The organism is Allobosea sp. LjRoot237 (genome assembly GCF_964253285.1).
Lineage (GTDB): Bacteria > Pseudomonadota > Alphaproteobacteria > Rhizobiales > Beijerinckiaceae > Allobosea.
Genome location: NZ_CAXUQP020000001.1, coordinates 4,242,079 through 4,257,636, shown reverse-complemented (window position 1 = coordinate 4,257,636; position 15,558 = coordinate 4,242,079). Strand labels below are relative to the sequence as shown.

The 15,558-nt window shown below is 66.2% G+C and carries 14 protein-coding genes; 10 read left to right on the top strand and 4 right to left on the bottom strand.

Annotated elements, in window-relative coordinates; all coding sequences use genetic code 11:
• Positions 1-64 precede the first annotated feature (64 nt).
• A complete protein-coding gene (locus ACSQ24_RS20655) occupies positions 65-1,108 on the top strand; it encodes a histone deacetylase family protein (RefSeq protein WP_436096491.1) in 1,044 nt (347 codons plus the stop codon).
• 155 nt (positions 1,109-1,263) lie between these two features.
• On the opposite strand, the gene msrA is transcribed toward ACSQ24_RS20655, so the two are convergent.
• Complete coding sequence (gene msrA / locus ACSQ24_RS20650; protein WP_436096490.1) at positions 1,264-1,770, bottom strand: peptide-methionine (S)-S-oxide reductase MsrA; 507 nt, start codon at positions 1,768-1,770, stop codon at positions 1,264-1,266.
• Positions 1,771-1,913: 143 nt separating this feature from the next.
• The gene (locus ACSQ24_RS20645; RefSeq protein ID WP_436097934.1) at positions 1,914-3,470 is read right to left on the bottom strand and encodes an acetolactate synthase large subunit; all 1,557 of its coding nucleotides are present in this window, start codon (positions 3,468-3,470) and stop codon (positions 1,914-1,916) included.
• Between the two features lie 510 nt (positions 3,471-3,980).
• On the opposite strand from ACSQ24_RS20645, the gene ACSQ24_RS20640 reads away from it, so the two are divergent.
• The 3 genes from ACSQ24_RS20640 to ACSQ24_RS20630 all read left to right on the top strand — a co-directional run bounded on the left by ACSQ24_RS20640 (position 3,981) and on the right by ACSQ24_RS20630 (position 6,693).
• The gene (locus ACSQ24_RS20640; protein WP_436097933.1) at positions 3,981-4,919 is read left to right on the top strand and encodes an ABC transporter substrate-binding protein; all 939 of its coding nucleotides are present in this window, start codon (positions 3,981-3,983) and stop codon (positions 4,917-4,919) included.
• 218 nt (positions 4,920-5,137) lie between these two features.
• Complete coding sequence (locus ACSQ24_RS20635; protein ID WP_436096489.1) at positions 5,138-5,911, top strand: ABC transporter permease; 774 nt, start codon at positions 5,138-5,140, stop codon at positions 5,909-5,911.
• Positions 5,908-6,693 (top strand): ABC transporter ATP-binding protein, encoded by a 786-nt coding sequence (locus ACSQ24_RS20630; RefSeq protein ID WP_436096488.1) that lies wholly within the window; start codon positions 5,908-5,910, stop codon positions 6,691-6,693. Before ACSQ24_RS20635 ends, ACSQ24_RS20630 begins: the two co-directional genes overlap by 4 nt.
• A 9-nt stretch (positions 6,694-6,702) precedes the next feature.
• Here the strand turns inward: ACSQ24_RS20630 and ACSQ24_RS20625 are convergent, their stop codons facing one another.
• Positions 6,703-7,035 carry a hypothetical protein gene (locus ACSQ24_RS20625; RefSeq protein WP_436096487.1) on the bottom strand — a complete coding sequence of 111 codons (333 nt, stop codon included), beginning with the start codon at positions 7,033-7,035 and terminating at the stop codon, positions 6,703-6,705.
• 235 nt (positions 7,036-7,270) lie between these two features.
• On the opposite strand from ACSQ24_RS20625, the gene ACSQ24_RS20620 reads away from it, so the two are divergent.
• The 6 genes from ACSQ24_RS20620 to ACSQ24_RS20595 all read left to right on the top strand — a co-directional run bounded on the left by ACSQ24_RS20620 (position 7,271) and on the right by ACSQ24_RS20595 (position 14,156).
• Entirely contained in the window at positions 7,271-8,023 is a 753-nt protein-coding gene (locus ACSQ24_RS20620) for a FadR/GntR family transcriptional regulator (protein WP_436096486.1), read from the top strand.
• A gap of 43 nt (positions 8,024-8,066) precedes the next feature.
• Complete coding sequence (locus tag ACSQ24_RS20615) at positions 8,067-9,038, top strand: sialic acid TRAP transporter substrate-binding protein SiaP (RefSeq protein WP_436096485.1); 972 nt, start codon at positions 8,067-8,069, stop codon at positions 9,036-9,038.
• A 126-nt stretch (positions 9,039-9,164) separates the two neighbouring features.
• Positions 9,165-9,743, top strand: coding sequence for a TRAP transporter small permease (locus ACSQ24_RS20610; RefSeq protein ID WP_436096484.1), 579 nt, complete (start codon positions 9,165-9,167; stop codon positions 9,741-9,743).
• A gap of 8 nt (positions 9,744-9,751) precedes the next feature.
• Positions 9,752-11,158 (top strand): TRAP transporter large permease, encoded by a 1,407-nt coding sequence (locus ACSQ24_RS20605; protein WP_436096483.1) that lies wholly within the window; start codon positions 9,752-9,754, stop codon positions 11,156-11,158.
• Between the two features lie 199 nt (positions 11,159-11,357).
• On the top strand, positions 11,358-12,581 hold the full coding sequence (locus ACSQ24_RS20600; protein WP_436096482.1) for a class I SAM-dependent methyltransferase: 1,224 nt from the start codon (positions 11,358-11,360) through the stop codon (positions 12,579-12,581).
• A 111-nt stretch (positions 12,582-12,692) separates the two neighbouring features.
• On the top strand, positions 12,693-14,156 hold the full coding sequence (locus ACSQ24_RS20595; RefSeq protein ID WP_436096481.1) for a lyase family protein: 1,464 nt from the start codon (positions 12,693-12,695) through the stop codon (positions 14,154-14,156).
• A gap of 193 nt (positions 14,157-14,349) precedes the next feature.
• Here ACSQ24_RS20595 and ACSQ24_RS20590 read toward each other — a convergent pair whose 3' ends face one another.
• Positions 14,350-15,489, bottom strand: coding sequence for a citrate/2-methylcitrate synthase (locus tag ACSQ24_RS20590; protein ID WP_436096480.1), 1,140 nt, complete (start codon positions 15,487-15,489; stop codon positions 14,350-14,352).
• Positions 15,490-15,558 lie beyond the last annotated feature (69 nt).

Below are 15,558 nucleotides of genomic sequence, written 5' to 3'. Positions count from 1 at the left end.
CACTGGTCGTGGCGTAGTTTTCGTGGCGCTATGCGCGCTTCCGGACCAAAGCCACGAGCCTTGCATGCGCGCCTTCTATCATCCCGACCAGTCCAAGCACGATCCGCAGCAATATATGCGCTTCGGCCAGATCGTCGCGCCGAAGGACCTGCCGGAGCGGACCGAGCGGCTGCTCGGCGCGTTGGCCAAGCATGGCATCACGCCCGAGCGTCCGGCCGAGCATGGCACCGGCCCGATCCTCGCGGTTCATGACGAAGGCTTCGTCCGCTTCCTCGAGGGACTATGGCAGCGCTGGCTTGCTTTGCCCGAGCGCGGACCGGAGGCCTGGCCCAACACCTTCCCCTATTGGAGCGGCCGCACCGACGAGGACGTGCGCCCACCCTGCAGGCCGACCGGCATCGTCGGCCAGATGGGCTGGTATCTCGGAGACATGTCGGTCCCGGTCGGCGAGCATTGCTGGCTCTCGACCCTGCGCTCGGCCGAGACGGCGGTTTCGGGCGCCGAGGCGATCCTCGCCGGCGAGCGCGCGGTCTACTCGCTCTGCCGTCCCTCGGGCCATCACGCCCGCGCCGACCGCGCCTCCGGCTTCTGCTATCTCAACAACACCGCGATCGCGGCGCAGCGCCTGAGATCAAAGTTCGGCAAGGTCGCGATCCTCGATGTCGACGCCCATCACGGCGACGGCACCCAGCAGATCTTCTATCGCCGGAACGACGTGCTGACGATCTCGGTCCATGCCGATCCGGTGAACTACTACCCCTTCTTCACCGGCTATGCGGACGAGCGCGGCAATGGGGCAGGGGAGGGCTTCAACCTCAACCTGCCGCTTGCCCCTGGCGCCGCCGGCGCCGAGATGGAAGCGGCGGTCGATCGTGCCGGCCGCGCCATCCGCGAGTTCGGCGCCGAGGTCCTCGTCATCGCGCTCGGTTATGACGCGCACAAGGACGATCCGATCGGTGTGCTCAAGCTCGAAGCTGCCGATTTCGGCACGATCGGCGAGCGGGTGAAGGCGCTCGGCCTGCCGACGCTGGTGGTGCAGGAAGGTGGCTACGCGATCGAAGCGATCGGCGATTGCCTGGATGCGTTCCTGGGCGGGTTCAAGGGTTAGCATCCTTCTCCCCTCGGGGGAGAAGGTCCCGGCAGGGGGATGAGGGCGCCTCAACGGGCGAAAAGAAAAGGGCCGCTTGCGCGACCCTTCCCTCATCCGTCAGCGCTTCGCGCTGCCACCTTCTCCCCCGAGGGGAGAAGGGTAGGTTTCCGCTGCTATTCCGCGGCTTCGCGGCGTGGCAGCACCCAGTCCGGGCGGACCCAGTGGCAGGTATAGCCGGCCGGGTAGCGCTCGAGATAATCTTGGTGCTCCGGCTCCGCCTCCCAGAAATCGCCCTCGGGCTTCAGTTCCGTGACCACCTTGCCCGGCCAGCGGCCGGAGGCGTTCACGTCGGCGATCACCTCCTCGGCGATCTGCTTCTGCGCCTCGTCGACATAGTAGATGCCCGAGCGATAGCTGGTGCCGAGGTCGTTGCCCTGGCGGTTCAGCGTCGTCGGATCATGGATCTGGAAGAAGAACTCCACCAGCTGCCGGTAGCCGATCTTGCCGGGATCGAAGGTGATCTCGATGCCCTCGGCATGGGTCTCGTGATTGCGATAGGTCGCATTCTTCACGTCGCCGCCGGTGTAGCCGACCCGGGTCTTCTCGACACCGGGGAGCTTGCGGATCAGGTCCTGCATGCCCCAGAAGCAACCGCCTGCGAGTACAGCACGTTCCGTCATGTCAAACCTCCTTGATCCCGCCGAGATAAGCATCGAAGCCTGAGTTCGCCATGTCGCCGCGTCAGGTTACGGCTCGCAAGGCCGATCCTTCAAGGCCATCGTTTTGTGGCGGTCGCCTCTCTCGGCTTCGCCAAGTGCCTTCCTCAGATCACCGCCTCGATCAGGAACGGCCCCTTGCGGCCGAGCGCGCCCTTGAACAGCCGGGTGAATTCCTCGGCGGTCGTCGCCCGTCCGGCCTCGACGCCCATGCCCTTCGCAATCGCGACCCAGTCCAGCGCCGGCTCGTCGAGGTTCAGCATCAGCTTGGCGTTGCGGCCGAAATCATTGACGCCGACTGCGCGCATCTCGCCGTGCAGGATCGCATAGGTCCGGTTGGCGAAGATCACGGTGACGACGTCGAGGTTCTCGCGCGCCTGCGTCCACAGGCCCTGCACGGTGTACATGCCGGAGCCGTCGGCCTGCATGCCGATGACCTTGCGGTCGGGGCAGGCGACCGCGGCGCCGACGCAGAGCGGGATGCCCTCGCCGATCGCGCCGCCGGTGAGCTGGATGTAGTCGTGCTGCGGCGCGCTGTGGCAGTCGTAATAGAAGCTGCGGCCCGACGAGACCGACTCGTCGCAGATGATGCAGTTCTCCGGCAGCAGTGCCGAGACGATGGCGCAGACCTTGTCGGCGTCGAGCGTGCCGGTCGGCAGTGACGGCTGCTCGGTGCGCGAGGGCGCGATATAGGCGGGGGCGATCCTGGTCGCGCCCATCTCCTCGGCGAGCGCCGTGACCGCCGCGGGCAGGTCGTCGCCGGGGCGCGCCAGCGTCGCGACCTCGCAGCCATCATGAACCAGCCGGCCGGGCTTGCCGGGATAGGCGAAGAAGCCGACCGGAACCTGCGCGCCGATGAGCACGAGGTAATCGATGTCCTTGAGCTGATCGAGCGCCTTGTCGATCGGGTAGAACACCTTGGGCATGGCGACGCGGCCGGCGCCGCGCTGGATCCGCCCGTTCGACATCTGGCTGAAGATTTGGGCGCCAGTCGCCGCGCAGGCGCGGGCCGCCATCTCCATCGACTTCTCGCGCAGCGCAAGGCCGGTCAGCATGATCGCGGCGCGGGCGCCGTGCTTGCGCAGGCCGGCTGCGGCCTCGCGGATAGTGGCGGCATCGACGCTCTTCAGCGCCGGCAGCGGCGTCGGCTTCAGCTCAGCCGGCTCGACGCTGCCCCAGGCGCAATCGGCCGGCAGGATCACGGTGGTGACGCCGGGCAAGGTGAGCGAAGCGGCATAGGCCTCGCCGATCGCCGGGCCGACATCCTCAGGCGAGGCGATGCGGCGCACGAACTGCGACATCGGCCGGGCGAGGCTTTCGATGTCGCTGGTCAGCGGTGCATCATGCTGGAGATGATAGGTCGCGTGGTCGCCGACCACGTTGATCATCGGCGTCCAGGCGCGCCTGGCGTTGTGCATGTTGGCGAGCGCGTTGGCCATGCCGGGCCCGCAATGCAGCAGCGTCGCCGCCGGCTTGTCGGCCATGCGGGCATAGCCATCGGCCGCGCCGGTGACCACGCCCTCGAACAGGCCGAGCACGCAGCGCATCTGCGGCTTGCGGTCGAGCGCCGCGACGAAGTGCATTTCGGAAGTGCCGGGGTTGGCGAAGCAGACATCGACATCGTTGACCAGCAGCGTGTCGCACAGGCGGTCGGCGCCATTCATCCCTGAGAACCTCTCGATAGCCATGGCGTTTCGCGCCGATAGCCCGAGGGGAAGGGATCGCTCCTGCGGTGTCAAACAAGAGAATGTCATTGCTTTCCCAAGCGGCGTTGATCGGCGCGTTCCCTTCCCCCGCTTCTCCAATGTCGGCTGTTGCCGACATTGGCGCTCGAAGTGCCCGAAGTCGGGAACACCCGACTTCGGATGGGGGAAGGGTTAGGGATGGGGGGACGGAAAGCAGGGCTTGGGTTCTTTGTCCATGTCGCGCCGAGCGGCACTGCCCCCCATCCAACCCTCCCCACCGCAAGCGGGGGGAGGGCGGGCGTCCGTCAGCAATGATCGAGGCCTCCAGTGGCCGGCGCAGCGCCTTGACGGAATTGCATATGCATTTAACGTGAATTGGAACGAAGCTTGCTTTCTCGGATGCGATCGGGCTGCGATGGCCGGGGCGTCCGCGGCGGGCGGAATCAAGAGGGGAAGAGGTTCGTCATGACAGTTGTGAAGCGTATCGGGATGGCCGCCGGGATCGGCCTTGCAGCCCTCATGGCCGCAGGCGGCGCCCAGGCGCAGACCAAGGTCAATGTCGGCATCTCCGGCTGGACCGGCTTCGCCCCGCTGGTGCTCGCCAAGGAGGCCGGCATCTTCGCCAAGAACGGCCTCGACGTCTCGATCAAGAAGATCCCGCAGAAGGACCGCCACCTCGCCATCGCCTCGGGCGACATCCAGTGCGCTGCGACCACGGTCGAGACCTGGATCGTCTGGGACGCCGCCGGCATCAAGACCAAGCAGATCTTCCAGCTCGACAAGAGCTATGGCGCCGACGGCATGGCGGTGCGCAGTTCGACCGGCTCGATCAAGGACCTCAAGGGCAAGACGGTCGCGGCCTCGGCCCCCGGCACCTCGCCCTATTTCGCCCTGGCCTGGATCCTCAAGGAGAACGGCATGTCGGTGAAGGACGTCAGCGTGGTCAACATGGAGCCCGGCCCGGCGGCGCAGGCCTTCATCGCCGGCCAGAACGACGCGGCCATGACCTATGAGCCCTATCTCTCGGCCGTGCGCGAGAAGCCGGATGCCGGCAAGATCATCGCCACCACGCTCGACTACCCGATGGTGATGGATACCTTCGGCTGCACGCCGAAATTCCTCGCCGAGAACGATGCGGCCGCCACGGCGCTGACCAAGAGCTATTTCGAGGCGCTCGCCCTGATCAAGGCCGACAAGGACAAGGCCTATGGCATCATGGGCGCCGATGTGAAGCAGTCCGGCGAGCAGTTCGGCAAGTCGGCGAACTACCTGCGCTGGTCCGACGCCGAGGGCAACAAGGCCTTCTTCGCTGGCGAGTGGCAGGCCTTCACCAACAAGGCTGCGGACCTCCTGCTCGAGATCGGGCTGATCAAGGCCAAGCCCGACCTCAATTCGCTGATCGAGACCAAGTACGTCGCCGGCAAGTGAGCTGAGCACCGCTATCAGGACAAAGCGCGCGGGGAACCCCTCTCCCGGATGGGAGAGGGGCAGGGGTGAGGGACCGCCGCTGATTATTTGAGTGCAGCGGCGCCGTTGCGTTTTCTACGGATAGGGCAGGCCCTCATCCCTGCCCTTCTCCCACACGGGAGAAGGGTTCCCCGCGTCCGTCCGATTCGTCAGCATCTACTGGAAAACTTTCGGCACAGATGAAACCACTTCAGCCCGTCTCAGCCGGCGCCCGCGTCGGCTACGGCGTCGCCTTCTTCGCGCTCTTCGTCGTCGTCTGGTCTATCGCGACCTTCGGCGGCTATGTGCAGAGGCTCTTCCTGGCCGATCCGCTGACCATGGTCGCGGAAGGCTGGAACCTGCTCGTCAACCACGGCTTCCTGTTCGACATCGGCATGACGATCTGGCGGGTGCTGGGCGGCTTCGTCCTGGCTGTGGTCCTGGCGCTGCCGTTCGGTATCCTGATGGGCGCCTACAAGCCGGTCGAGGCCTTCCTCGAGCCCTTCGTCTCCTTCGCGCGCTATCTGCCGGCCTCGGCCTTCATCCCGCTGCTGATCCTCTGGGCCGGCATCGGCGAGACGCAGAAGCTGCTCGTCATCTTCATCGGCTCGTTCTTCCAGCTCGTGCTGATGATCGCCGTCGCGGTCGGCGGCATCAGGCGCGATCTGGTCGATGCCGCCTATACGCTGGGCGCGAGCGATCCTTCCGTGGTGCGCCGTGTGCTCCTGCCCAATGCCGCGCCGGAGATCGCAGAGATCTTCCGCCTCGTGCTCGGCTGGGCCTGGACCTATGTCATCGTCGCGGAATTGATCGGCTCGTCCTCCGGCATCGGCCACATGATCACCGACAGCCAGGCGCTGCTCAACACCGGGCAGATCATCTTCGGCATCATCATCATCGGCCTGATCGGGCTGATCTCGGATTTCCTCTTCAAGGCGGTCAACCAGCGCCTCTTTCCGTGGGCGCAGGCATGAGCAAGCTCCTGATCGACCAGGTCGGCAAGGTCTTCCCGGCGCGCGGCAAGGGCCAGCCGACGCGCGCGCTGATGCCGACCTCGCTCAGCGTCGCCGACAACGACTTCATCACCATCCTCGGCCCCTCGGGCTGCGGGAAGTCGACGCTGCTGCGCATCATCGGCGGGCTGGAGACGGCGAGCGAAGGCAAGATCCTGCTCGATGGCGCGCCCGTCACCGGGCCAGGTGCCGATCGCGGCTTCGTCTTCCAGAGCTACACGCTCTTCCCCTGGCTGAATGTCGCCCAGAACATTGCCTTCGGCCTGCGCGAGAAGGGCGTGCCGGAGCGCGAGCGGCTCGGCATCGCCCGCAAATGGGCCGAGCGGGTCGGGCTTTCGGGGTTCGTCGACCATTTCCCGAAGCAGCTCTCGGGCGGCATGCAGCAGCGCACCGCGATCGCCCGGGCGCTCGCCAACGATCCAAAGATCCTGCTGCTCGACGAGCCCTTCGGCGCGCTCGACAACCAGACACGCGCGCTGATGCAGGAGATGCTGCTCGGCATCTGGGAGCGCGAGCAGAAGACCGTACTCTTCGTCACCCATGACATCGAGGAGGCGATCTTCGTCGGCTCGCGCGTCGTGGTGATGAGCGCGCGGCCCGGCCGGATCAAGGCTGACATCGCGGTCGAGCTGCCGCATCCCAGGCCCTACACGATCAAGACCTCGCCGGAGTTCGTCGCCCTGAAGGAGCGGCTGGTCGAGGAGATCCGCGTCGAAGCCGTGCTGGCGGCCGAGGGGCACTGAGCCCGGAGTTCAGTGCGCTTCCGGCAGGTTGAGGTGCTGCTCGACCCGGCGCAGGCGGGCTTCAAGTTCGCTGATCAGCACGCCGTGGCCGATGACCGAGGTGTGGTATTCGACCACGGCACGGCGAAGCCCGACGATGCGGTCGCCCAATTCCTTGCGCAGGGCGATCATGTCCGACGCGACATCGGCCCTGAGCGAGCTGAAGTCGGCTTTCAGACCGCCGAACTGGGATTGCATGGCCGCGATGTCACCCTTCACTGCCGCGACATCGTCCTTCGTGGCCATGTCGGCGCGCATCTCGCGCAGCATTTGCAGGATCAGACTGTCCGGTTCGGTGCTCATGCGGATCCGGTGGGTTTTGGGTCACGCCTCGCTGAAATTGTAGCCTGCGCGCAGAACAGGTGGCAATGCCACCGCTCGGGCCACTTACTCGTCACCCATCGGTTCACTGAATTGAACGCGCGGGCGATTGACACTGGACCGGTATGGTGGTTCCTTCCCTCCCGAAATTGGCCTGACCACATGGCCAAATCGATGCCACGCAAACGGGCGGGGCAGGGAAGGGTCCAGGGAGCTGATGCCGCTCGCAGTCGTCGAGTCGCCGCGTCTTTATCGGCAGATTGCCGATCAATTGCGCCATCTCATCGACCAGCATGAATTCCCGGTCGGCAGCCGCCTGCCGCCCGAACGCGAGCTCGCGGAAAAGCTCGGCGTCTCCCGCCCCTCGGTGCGCGAGGCCCTGATCGCCCTCGAGGTCGAGGGCCGCGTGCGCATCCGCATGGGCTCGGGCGTCTATGTCGTCGATCCCGCGCAGGCCGCGGCGCAACTCGCCGGAGCCGGCTTTCCCGCCGAAGGGCCGTTCGAGGTTCTCGCGGCGCGCAGGCTGATCGAGGGGACGGTTGCGGCCGAGGCAGCGGCGCAGGCGACACCGGATCGGCTCGCCGAACTCGCCGGCATCCTCGACCAGATGGACCAGCCGGGCCTGCCGGCGGAGCGGCTGATCGCGCTCGACCGCGCCTTCCATGTCGAGATCGCCGCGATGCTCGGCAACACCGTGCTGGTGCGCTGCGTCGGCGAGCTCTTCGACCAGCGCATGAGCCCGTATTTCCGCCAGCTCGCGCAATATTTCGAGAACGAGCAGTCATGGCGCACGGCCGCCATCGAGCATCGCGCGATCCATAGCGCACTCGCCCGCGGGGATTGCGAAGCGGCGCGCGCGGCGATGTGCGCTCATCTCCAGGCCTCGCAGGAGCGCTTTTCGCAAAGCTTCGGCGAGACCGACCTCAAGCGGGCAGGCGAGCGTCAGCGCCGACCCGGCCCGATCAAATGACGCAAGGCCAGATCACATCCGTGACCTTCAGGGAGGACAGACGATGAAATTGCACTACGCCCTCGCCGCGCTCGCCGCCGGCGCTCTTTTCGCCGGCGCTCCGGCGCAAGCCCAGACCAAGCTGAAATGGGCCCATGTCTACGAGACCTCCGAGCCGTTCCACACCGAGTCGGTCTGGGCCGCCGAGGAGATCAAGAAGCGCAGCAACGGAAAGTACGAGATCACGGTCTATCCGGCCTCGCAGCTCGGCAAGGAGACCGACATCAACCAGGGCCTGACGCTGGGGACGGTCGACATGATCATCTCCGGCTCGAGCTTCGCCGCCCGCGCCTATCCGCCGATCGGCGTGACCTATTACCCCTTCATCTTCCGCGGCCCCGACCATTTGCTCGCCTATGTGAAGAGCGATGTCTTCAAGGAGATGGCCAAGGGCTATGAGGAGAAGAGCGGCCACCAGATCCTGGCTGTGACCTATTACGGCACGCGCCACACCACCTCGAACAAGCCGATCAAGACCTGCGCCGATATGAAGGGCCTGAAGATCCGCGTGCCCGACGTGCCGGCCTATCTCGCCATGCCGCGCGCCTGCGGCGCCAACACCACGCCGATCGCCTTCGCCGAGGTTTATCTCGCGCTGCAGAACGGCACGGTCGAGGCGCAGGAGAACCCGCTCAACACCATCGACGCCAAGAAGTTCTACGAGGTCCAGAAGCACATCGTGCTGACCGGCCATATCGTCGACCATCTCAACACGGTGGTCTCCAAGCAGCTCTGGGCCAAGCTCTCGCCCGAAGATCGCAAGCTCTTCACCGACGTCGCCCAGGAGGCGGCGACGCGCGCCACCAAGAAGATCCAGGACGACGAGGTGAAGCTCGTCCAGGTCTTCAAGGACAAGGGCCTCTCGGTCACCGAGATCGACAAGGCCGACTTTCTCGCCGCCGTGCAGAAGAACGTGAACTTCGAGCAGTACGGCTATCGCAAGGCCGACTGGGAGAGGATCCAGGCGATCAAGTGAGCTGACTGCAGGGCTCGTCATGCTCGGGCTCGACCCGAGCATCTCTTTCAGGAGATTCTCGGGTCTGCGCTTCGCTACGCCCGAGAATGACGCCTGGCACGCCGCCTTCGTTAGAAAAGACATGCCATGACCACGACGCCGGAAGTCCATACCCAAGTCACCAGCGAGGAGATCGCCCACGTCTTCGACGAGGCGCCGCCGCCGGCCGATCTCTCCGGCTATGGCCTCGAGGACTGGGCGACGTTCGCCGCCTTCTGGCTGATGGTCGCCTGCGTCGTGGCGCAGTTCTTCACCCGCTATGTGCTGAATGACAGCTTCGCCTGGACCGAGGAGATCGCGATCTATGCCCTGATCGTCGTGGTCTTCCTCGGCTCCGCGCTCTGCGTGCGTGCCTCGCGGCACATCCAGGTCGACTTCCTCTACCGCTATCTGCCGCATGGCGGTGGACGGGCGCTCTCGACCTTCGTCGACATCGTCCGTATCGGCTTCTTCGCCTATGGCACGGTGCTGACGCATCGCTATGCCGAGCTCATCCCGGACGAGATGATGACGACGATCCAGTTCCCGAAATCGATCGTGTTCTATGCGGTCGTGATCGCCTTCGCGCTGATGACGCTGCGCGCGATCCAGGTCGCCTGGCAGAACTGGCGCCGCGGCTACTCCGTGCTGGAGCGTCCCGCGGCCTTCGACGGCTCGGAGGCCTGAGAGAGACCATGCTGATCTTGCTCGGAACCTTCCTCGGCCTGATGGTGCTCGGCGTTCCCGTCGCCATCGCGATGGCCGTCGCCTCGCTCGCCTTCATCCTCGCCTCGGGCACGGTGCCGGACGTGATCCTGGCCCAGCGCATGATCGCCGGCGTCGAGAGCTTCCCGCTGTTGGCGGTGCCCTTCTTCATCCTCGCCGGCAACCTGATGAACATCGCCGGCGTCACCGGCCGCATCTACGCTTTCGCGGTCTCGCTCGTGGGCTGGATGCGCGGCGGTCTCGCCCAGGTCAACATCATCGGCTCGGTGATCTTCTCCGGCATGTCGGGCACCGCGATCGCCGATGCCGCCGGCATCGGCACGATCGAGATCAAGGCGATGAAGGACCACGGCTATTCGGCCGAGGTCGCGGTCGGCGTCACCGCGGCTTCCGCCACGCTCGGGCCGATCATCCCGCCGTCCTTGCCCTTCGTCATCTACGGCATGATGGCGAATACCTCGATCGGCGCGCTCTTCCTCGGCGGCGTCATCCCCGGCGTGATCATGACCCTGTTCATGATGCTCACGGTCGCGATCTTCGCCCGCATCTACAAATGGGGAGCGGATACCAAGTTCTCGCTGCGCGAGCTCGGCTCGGCCGGCGTCGAGGTGCTGGTCGTCATGGGCTTCCCGGTGCTGGCCTATGGGCTGGTCTTCGCCGGGCTCGATCCCAACCTCGCCATCGGCATCGCACTCGCCGTGCTGCTGGCCATGGACTACTACTTCAACTTCGCGGCAGTGATGGCGCTGATGACGCCGGTCATCCTGATCGGCGGCATGACCATGGGCTGGTTCACGCCGACGGAGGCAGCCGCCGCGGCGGTGATCTGGTCGCTCTTCCTTGGCCTGGTGCGCTACCGCTCGATGACCATGCGCAGCCTGACCAAGGCGACCTTCGACACCATCGAGACCACGGCCTCAGTGCTCTTCATCGTCACCGCCGCCTCGATTTTCGCCTGGCTGCTCACGGTATCGCAGACGGCCCAGCTGCTCTCCGACCTGATCCTCGGCTTCACCCAGAACAAGTGGGTGTTCCTGATCCTGGTCAACCTGCTGCTGCTCTTCATCGGCTGCTTCCTCGACACCATCGCGGCGATCACCATCGTGGTGCCGATCCTGTTGCCGATCGCGCTCAAGCTCGGCGTCGATCCGATCCATTTCGGCCTGATCCTGACGCTGAACCTGATGATCGGCCTCCTGCATCCACCGCTCGGCATGGTGCTGTTCGTGCTCTCGCGCGTCGCCAAGCTTTCGGTCGAGCGCACCACCATGGCGATCCTGCCCTGGCTGATCCCGCTCTTCGCGGCGCTGTTCGCGATCACCTTCATCCCCGAGCTGACGCTCTGGCTGCCGCGCACCATGGGCATGATCCGATAGCGGAAAAGGCGGTGGAGCCGGTCCTGGCGCCGGCTCCGCGGCCGCGGAACATGCCGCAACCTTCCTCGTTTCTCCTGATGGGACTGACGGTTGCGGCATGCGGCAGGCGGGGATCAGCTTTGCGCAGAACCCACTGTTACGCTGCCGCAGGAGATTGCCATCTTTGATGGCGAAGGGGGCACTACCGCGAGGTGGAGCCATGCGGGCGCTGATTGCGAAGATGTTGTCCCGGTTGGTCCGGGAACCCAGGATTGACGTCGTATTCGCCGATGGATCGCTCTATTCGGCCGGTCAAGGTGCTGTGCCGGCGATCAAGCTGCGTATCGCTGATCGCGAAACCGAGTTCAAACTGGCGCTCGATCCCGAGCTCGCGCTTGGCGAGGCCGTGATGGACGGCCGCGTCATCGTCGAACGCGGCACGATCTACCAATTGCTGGAGACGCTGGTCTGCGGCCTGTCGCGCCAGCCGCCCTCGGCCTGGGCCGGAGCCCTGGAGCGGTTGCGCACCTCGGTCAGGCGCCTGAAGCAGCACAACACACCAGCCTGGGCGAAGCGCAATGTCCATCACCATTACGACCTCAAAAGCGAGTTCTTCCGGCTCTTCCTCGATGCCGACCAGCAGTATTCCTGCGCCTTCTTCGAACGGCCGGATGCGACGCTGGAGGAGGCACAGGCCGCCAAGAAGCGGCGTATCACCGTGAAGCTGGCGCTGAAGCCGGGCCAGCGCGTGCTCGACATCGGCTCCGGCTGGGGCGGGCTCGGGCTTTCGATCGCGCGCGAGACCGGCGCCAAGGTGACCGGGATCACGCTGTCCGAGGAGCAACTTGCCGCGGCGAGCAAGCGGGCGGAGGAATCGGCCCTGCCGGTCGAGTTCCGCCTGCAGGACTACCGCGCTGTGAGCGAGCGCTTCGATCGCATCGTCTCGGTCGGCATGTTCGAGCATGTCGGCGTCGGCTATTACCGCGACTACTTCCGCAAGATCCGGGAGCTGCTCGAGGAGGACGGCGTCGCCCTGATCCATACGATCGGGCGGACGACGCCGCCCGGCGCCACCAACCCGTTCATCGCCAAGTACATCTTCCCCGGCGGCTATATCCCGGCGCTCTCGGAGGTGATGGCGGCGGTGGAGAAGGAGGGGCTGGTCATCGCCGATGTCGAGGTGCTGCGCCTGCATTATGCCGAGACGCTGAAGGCCTGGCGCGAGCGCTTCCTGGCGCGTCGCGAGGAAGCGGTCGCGATGTATGACGAGCGTTTCGCCAGGATGTGGGAATTCTACCTCGCCGCGTCCGAGGCGAGCTTCCGCTATGACGGCCTCGTCGTCTTCCAGCTCCAGCTCGCCAAACGGCTCGACACGCTGCCGATGACACGCGACTACATGAGCGAGAAGGGACGGGCTGCCGGGACGGTCGAACGGGCAGCCTGACCGGCGCGATTGAGCTGCCGCACCGCCCCCGCTAGGCTCCGGCCCGGCGGGGAGCATTAGCGGAGGTTGATCGTGCGATCATCGATGATTGCGCTTGCGGTGGCAGCGCAGATGTCAGCTCTTCCAGCCCTTGCCCAGGAACGCCAGCCTCGCGACGAGTTCTTCTGGCTCGGCGAGATCAACAAGGCCACGGCCGTGATCAACACGGATGAAGGCCTGCTGGACAAGGCGCTGGCGCCGCGCATCGCAGCGGGTCTCGGCAAGGTGCTGCAGGAGGGAGCCAGTCCCGGCGCGAAACGGCCTTCGACCGTGATCAGCTTCGAGCCGCTGCTGATCGCCGCCGCCGGCCAGGAAGTCACGCTGCTGCATGCCGGTCGCTCGAGCCAGGACATGCACGCGACCTATCGCGCCGCGATCCTGCGCGACGACATGGTGGCGCTCGCCGACCAGCTCAATCGCACCACGGCAACGCTGGTCGGGCTGGCGGAGAAGCATGCCGCGACCATCGTGCCGAACTACACCAATGGCGTCGCAGCCCAGCCGAACAGCCTAGGCCACACCCTGCTCGGTCATGCCGCCGGGCTCGAACGCGACGCCCAGCGCATCCGCGAGGCCTATGCCCGGATCGACCGCTCGGCCATGGGCACGACCGTGCTCAACGGCACGAGCTGGCCGCTCAACCGCAAGCGCATGGCCGATTATCTCGGCTTCGCTGCCATTGTCGACAACGCCTATGACGCCGGCCAGATCTCCTCGGCCGAGCATCCGGTCGAGGCGGGCGCGATCGTCACCAGCATCGCCCTCCATGCCGGCGCCTTCGTCGAGGACGTGATGACGCGATACGCCTTTGCGCGGCCCTGGATGCTGCTGCAGGAAGGCGACGGCAACACCTATGTCTCCAGCGCCATGCCGCAGAAGCGCAATCCCGGCCTGCTCAACACCACGCGCCAGCAGGCCTCGACCGCGATCTCGCTCGCGATGGGCGCCGCAATCCAGGCTCACAACATCACCCCGGGCATGAGCGACCCCAAGGACGTCAGGCCCAATAGCGCGATGGTGAAGAGCGCGGTCACCGTGCTCGCCAACTGGGACCGTATCCTGAAAGGGCTGGTGATCAGCCCCGAGCGGGCGCTGGAGGAATTGAACAGCGACTGGACCGCCTCGCAGGAACTGGCCGACCTCCTGATGCGCAAATACAGGCTGCCCTTCCGCGTCGGCCACCACTTCGCTTCCGAGGTCGTCTCCCACGCCAAGGATCACGACATCAAGCCGCTCGACTTTCCCTATGCCGAGGCGAGGCGTATCTACGCCGCAGCGGTCAAGGGCACGGATTATCCGGCCGAGCTTCCGATCAGCGAGGCCGAGTTCCGCGCCACGCTCGATCCCGTCGCGATCGTGCGCAACCGCGCGACCGTCGGCGGCCCGCAGCCGGCCGAGATAGAGCGGATGCTGGCGGCGGCCAAGGGCCGAATCGCGGAGCAGGGCGCCTGGATCAAGGAGCGGCGCGAGCGGATCGCGACCGCGCTCGCCAGGCTCGACAAGGATTTCGAGACGCTGCGGGCACGGGCGCAGTAGCGTAGCCTCGTCATCGGCGCGCTGTTTTTAGTGCGTGCTGATTTCACACGGAACCGCCATCGTCATCCTGGGCGAGCGCAGCTCGGCCCGGGATTCATCGTAGAGCTCCGGAACCTTACGATGGATCCCGGAGCTGCGCGGCTCCGCCGCTTGTCCAGGATGACGGCGTGGTTCCGAGTAATATCCGCATGCTCTAGGCGGGCGCCGGCCCGACATAGCGGGCGCGCGGGCGGATCAGCCGGCCGGTCTCGTTCTGTTCGAGCGCATGGGCGAGCCAGCCGGTGCAGCGCGCCGCCGCGAAGATCTGGAACGGCGCGGTTTCCGGCAGCTCAAGCCTCGCCGCGAGCGCGGACAGGGCGAAGTCGATATTCGGCTCCTCGCCGGTCAGCGCTCCGATCGCGGCCTGCGCCTGCACATAGGGAGCCGGCGCCTCGAAGGCCGCGAACAAGGCCCGCGCCCTGGGGTCGCCGTCGGGGTAGAGCGGGTGACCGAAGCCGGGCAGCTTGGCGCCGGTCTCCAGCCTTGCCGCGATCGCCGTCTCCAGCCCGTCGCGCTCGATTTCCCGCATCAGCGCCAGCACGCGCGGCGCGACGCCGCCATGCAAGGGACCGGACAGCGCCGCCAGCCCGGCCATGGCGCAGGCGGCGAGCGAGGCGCCCGTCGAGGCGGTGACGCGCGCAGCGAAAGTCGAGGCGTTGAGCTCATGGTCGGCGAGCAGCACCAGCGCTCGCCGGATCGGCTCGGAACCTTGTGCTTCGCAGCCCCAGGCTCGTGCCAGCCGCGCATGGATCGGCCCTTCGCCCGGCCCGCCGGCAATGGCGTCGACCAGCGCGTCGAGCACGGCGGCGGCTTCGAGATAGAGCGCCTTCTTGGCCCGCCCCGCCATCGGCCGGTCGGTTGCGGTCCGGGCGGCGATCACCGCGAAGATGCGATGGAGCGGCTCGCCCGGCGGGACGATCGTCGTCAAGGGCGGGAAGCGCTGTGTCCCGCAATTCCAGAGCAGGCGGGCGACGTCCTCGAGCTTGGCGCTCTCGGACAGGCGCGCCGCATCCTGTCCGCGATACCACAGGCCGCCGCGCTCGATCGTGGTGATGCCGGAGGCGAGCACGGGCTCGCCATAGGCGATCGCATCCTCGGCGATCGCGGCCGGGCGCCGGCCGCGCGCCTTGCGATGCTCCAGCCGGGCGACGTCCTCGGCGCGGTACAGGCTACGACGCGAGTCCCCTTCGTCGCCGCGGGCCTCGATCAGCCCGCGACTGACATAGGCGTAGAGCGTCTGCGGCTTCAGTCCGAGCCGCGCCATCGCCTCCTGCGCCGTCAGCCAGTCCTGCATCGCCTCTCGCTCGATAGATTGATTATATTGTTCAAGATTGATTCTAGCAGTGCGGAGACCGATCCTCAA

What these genes read in the sequence shown, in the direction of transcription:
- ACSQ24_RS20625 (WP_436096487.1), bottom strand. Translation starts at nt 7,035, where the DNA reads ATGAGCACCGAACCGGACAGTCTGATCCTGCAAATGCTGCGCGAGATG.
- msrA (WP_436096490.1), bottom strand. Translation starts at nt 1,770, where the DNA reads ATGACGGAACGTGCTGTACTCGCAGGCGGTTGCTTCTGGGGCATGCAG.
- ACSQ24_RS20640 (WP_436097933.1), top strand. Translation starts at nt 3,981, where the DNA reads ATGGCCGCCGGGATCGGCCTTGCAGCCCTCATGGCCGCAGGCGGCGCC.
- ACSQ24_RS20645 (WP_436097934.1), bottom strand. Translation starts at nt 3,470, where the DNA reads ATGAATGGCGCCGACCGCCTGTGCGACACGCTGCTGGTCAACGATGTC.
- ACSQ24_RS20600 (WP_436096482.1), top strand. Translation starts at nt 11,358, where the DNA reads ATGCGGGCGCTGATTGCGAAGATGTTGTCCCGGTTGGTCCGGGAACCC.
- ACSQ24_RS20630 (WP_436096488.1), top strand. Translation starts at nt 5,908, where the DNA reads ATGAGCAAGCTCCTGATCGACCAGGTCGGCAAGGTCTTCCCGGCGCGC.
- ACSQ24_RS20655 (WP_436096491.1), top strand. Translation starts at nt 65, where the DNA reads ATGCGCGCCTTCTATCATCCCGACCAGTCCAAGCACGATCCGCAGCAA.
- ACSQ24_RS20620 (WP_436096486.1), top strand. Translation starts at nt 7,271, where the DNA reads ATGCCGCTCGCAGTCGTCGAGTCGCCGCGTCTTTATCGGCAGATTGCC.
- ACSQ24_RS20605 (WP_436096483.1), top strand. Translation starts at nt 9,752, where the DNA reads ATGCTGATCTTGCTCGGAACCTTCCTCGGCCTGATGGTGCTCGGCGTT.
- ACSQ24_RS20610 (WP_436096484.1), top strand. Translation starts at nt 9,165, where the DNA reads ATGACCACGACGCCGGAAGTCCATACCCAAGTCACCAGCGAGGAGATC.
- ACSQ24_RS20615 (WP_436096485.1), top strand. Translation starts at nt 8,067, where the DNA reads ATGAAATTGCACTACGCCCTCGCCGCGCTCGCCGCCGGCGCTCTTTTC.
- ACSQ24_RS20590 (WP_436096480.1), bottom strand. Translation starts at nt 15,489, where the DNA reads ATGCAGGACTGGCTGACGGCGCAGGAGGCGATGGCGCGGCTCGGACTG.
- ACSQ24_RS20635 (WP_436096489.1), top strand. Translation starts at nt 5,138, where the DNA reads ATGAAACCACTTCAGCCCGTCTCAGCCGGCGCCCGCGTCGGCTACGGC.
- ACSQ24_RS20595 (WP_436096481.1), top strand. Translation starts at nt 12,693, where the DNA reads ATGTCAGCTCTTCCAGCCCTTGCCCAGGAACGCCAGCCTCGCGACGAG.